This is a genomic window from Phenylobacterium sp., assembly GCF_031425575.1.
Classification (GTDB): domain Bacteria; phylum Pseudomonadota; class Alphaproteobacteria; order Caulobacterales; family Caulobacteraceae; genus Phenylobacterium.
Map to the genome: position 1 here is coordinate 1 of NZ_JANPJP010000085.1, position 2,661 is coordinate 2,661.

Consider the following 2,661-nt stretch of genomic DNA (forward strand, 5'->3'; position numbering starts at 1 on the left):
CCCCTCCACCACGCTTCGCGCGGTCCCCCTCCCCCGTGAACGGGGGAGGAAAAGCGGGCCTTCGCTAAACCCCCTCGGGCCGCGGCGGCGCATCATTGGTGTTGGCCGGCCAGTGGTCCTTCTGGCTGGCGCCGGCGCCGGAGTCGGTGTGCTGGACGGCTTCGTCGATGGCGCGGCGTTCGGTGTGGACGTGGGTCGGATCGACGGTGTCGTTGTCCACGGCATAGATCTCGAACCTGTCGGGATAGAAGGCCAGCCGCCCGCGGATCTGTTCCATGGCGGGGAAAGGCTCTTCATAGGTCCAGACGCCGTGCTCCGCGAACTGGCCGTCCATCAGCACCGTGTAGTAGGCCGCGTCGCCCTTGTACGGGCAGTGGGTCGAGCGGTCGGTGCGGGAGAGGTACTCCATGGAGACGTCCTCGCGCGGGAAGTAGATCGCCGGCTTGTAGGCGGCCTCCTTCAGGACCAGGGCGTCGCCCGAATCGGCGATGACGTGGCCGGCGAACATCACGCGCCAGCGCCCTGCGCCGGGGCTGATGGTGATGGGGTGGTCGGGACCGGGGATTTTCATGGGACGCGCCTCCTAGGCCTGCTTAACGCTTGAGATGGGGAGCGGGGTCCAGCGTCACCATAGTGGGGGTCGCCGCTTGCTTGTGCTGGCGACTTGACCGTGATCTTCTCGCGCCAAATCAGCCCGGCGGGGGGTGAAACAACCCCGATGCATGCCGGCCTCCCAGGGATCGGAAGACCGACTTCATGTTGAACCTCGTTGTCATGCTCGGGATCGTCGTCACGGTTGTGACCGGCCTGCCCGTGCTCCTCCAGATGCTCAAGAACCACCCGCGTGGGCTGATCATCCTGTTCTTCGCCGAGATGTGGGAGCGCTTCTCCTACTATGGGATGCGCGGCATCCTGATCTTCTACCTGACCCAGCACCTGCTGTTCGACCAGGCGACGGCCTCGGCGCAGTACGGTTCTTACACCGCGCTGGTCTATCTGCTGCCCCTGCTCGGCGGCCTGCTGGCCGACCGCTATCTGGGCACCCGCAAGGCCGTGGCCTTCGGCGCCCTGCTGCTGGTGGCCGGTCACGGGATGATGGCCTATGAGGGCCGCCCCGCGACCCAGAACCTGGTCTATGCGGGCCAGAGCTACGAGGTGGCCGCCACCGGCCGCGTCGACGCCCGCCAGGCGCACCTGATCGTCGGCGGCAAGCCCTATGAGTTTGGTCCCGCCGAGGGCGGTGGCCTGGAGATCAAGGGCCTGGGCGACGCCGGCCCCCTGCCGCAGGTCCTGCCCAAGGACAGCTTCAAGATGGAGACCACCCAGGACCAGAGCGGCGTGAACGCCTTCTACCTGGCCGTCTCCCTGATCATCATGGGGGTGGGCTTTCTGAAGCCCAACATCTCCACCATCGTCGGACAGCTCTATCCGCAGGGCGATCCGCGGCGCGATTCAGGCTTCACCCTCTACTATTACGGCATCAACCTGGGGGCCTTCTGGGCCTCGATCCTGTGCGGCCTGCTGGGCCAGACGGTGGGCTGGTGGGCGGGCTTTGGCCTGGCCGGGGTCGGCATGGCCCTGGGCTTCATCGTCTTCGTCCTGGGCAAGAAGCACCTGGAGGGCAAGGGCGAGCCGCCGAACCCCGAGCTGCTGACCCGTCCGGTGGTGGGGCCGATCAACCGCGAATGGCTGATCTACGGCGCCTCCATCCTGGGGGTTGGCCTGGTCTGGCTGCTGGTGCCGCACAACGCCATCGTGGGCCTGGCGCTTTCGATCTCCATCGTCGCTTCCCTGGCGGCGATCGCCTGGATCATGGTCGTCGCCTGCAAGACCTGGGTGGAGCGCCAGCGGATGATGCTGGCGGTGATCCTGATCTTCGGGGCGGTGGTGTTCTTCACCCTGTTCGAGCAGGCCGGCACCTCGCTGAACCTGTTCGCCTCCACCAACGTCGACATGACCATCACCCAGCAGGCGGTGACCTTCCTGGGCGTCCCCATCGGCACGCCCGAGCAGATCGCGGCCATCGGCCTCAATCCGGCCAGCGACTTCTTCATCGACTCCACCATCGGGGCGGCCCAGACCCAGTCGTTCAACGCAGGCTTCATCCTGATATTCGCCCCGATCTTCGCGGCGACCTGGGCCTATCTGGCCAAGCGCAACATGGACCTGAACCCGACCATGAAGTTCGGTCTGGGCTTGCTGCAGGTGGGTCTCGGCTTCCTGGTGGTGGTCTGGGGCGCCGGCCTGGCGGACTCCGCTTTCCGGGTGCCGCTGATGCTGCTGGGCTTCCTCTACCTGCTGCACACCACCGGCGAGCTCTTCCTGTCGCCCGTGGGCCTGTCGGAGATCACCAAGCTGTCCCTGCCCTCGGTGGTTAGCTTCATGATGGCGGTGTGGTTCCTGTCATCCTCCATCGCCCAGTTCGTCGGCGGCAAGATCGCCGGACTGATGGGCACCGAGAGCATCGGCGGCCAGGTGCTGGATCCGCAGGCGGCCCTCGTGGCCTCCCTGAACGGCTTTACGACCCTGGGCTGGGCCGGCGTCGGCTGCGGCGTGTTCTTCGTGCTGATCAGCTTCCTGGTCCGCGGCTGGGCGCACGACGAGGAAGCCGCGGCCAAGCCTGAGTAAGAGAGCGTTTTCCTCCTCTGTCGCGAGAGCGAC

At 66.4% G+C, this 2,661-nt stretch carries 2 protein-coding genes; one reads left to right on the forward strand and one right to left on the reverse strand.

Annotation, left to right across the window (positions count from 1 at the left end; all coding sequences use genetic code 11):
* Nucleotides 1-64: 64 nt before the first annotated feature.
* A complete protein-coding gene (locus tag RMO97_RS04675) occupies nucleotides 65-571 on the reverse strand; it encodes a DUF427 domain-containing protein (RefSeq protein WP_310539378.1) in 507 nt (168 codons plus the stop codon).
* A 188-nt stretch (nucleotides 572-759) separates the two neighbouring features.
* On the opposite strand from RMO97_RS04675, the gene RMO97_RS04680 reads away from it, so the two are divergent.
* A complete protein-coding gene (locus RMO97_RS04680) occupies nucleotides 760-2,628 on the forward strand; it encodes an oligopeptide:H+ symporter (RefSeq protein WP_310539379.1) in 1,869 nt (622 codons plus the stop codon).
* Nucleotides 2,629-2,661 lie beyond the last annotated feature (33 nt).

Bases quoted from the DNA above. Each gene is read 5' to 3' on its own strand.
- RMO97_RS04675 (WP_310539378.1), bottom strand. From the start codon at position 571: ATGAAAATCCCCGGTCCCGACCACCCCATCACCATCAGCCCCGGCGCA.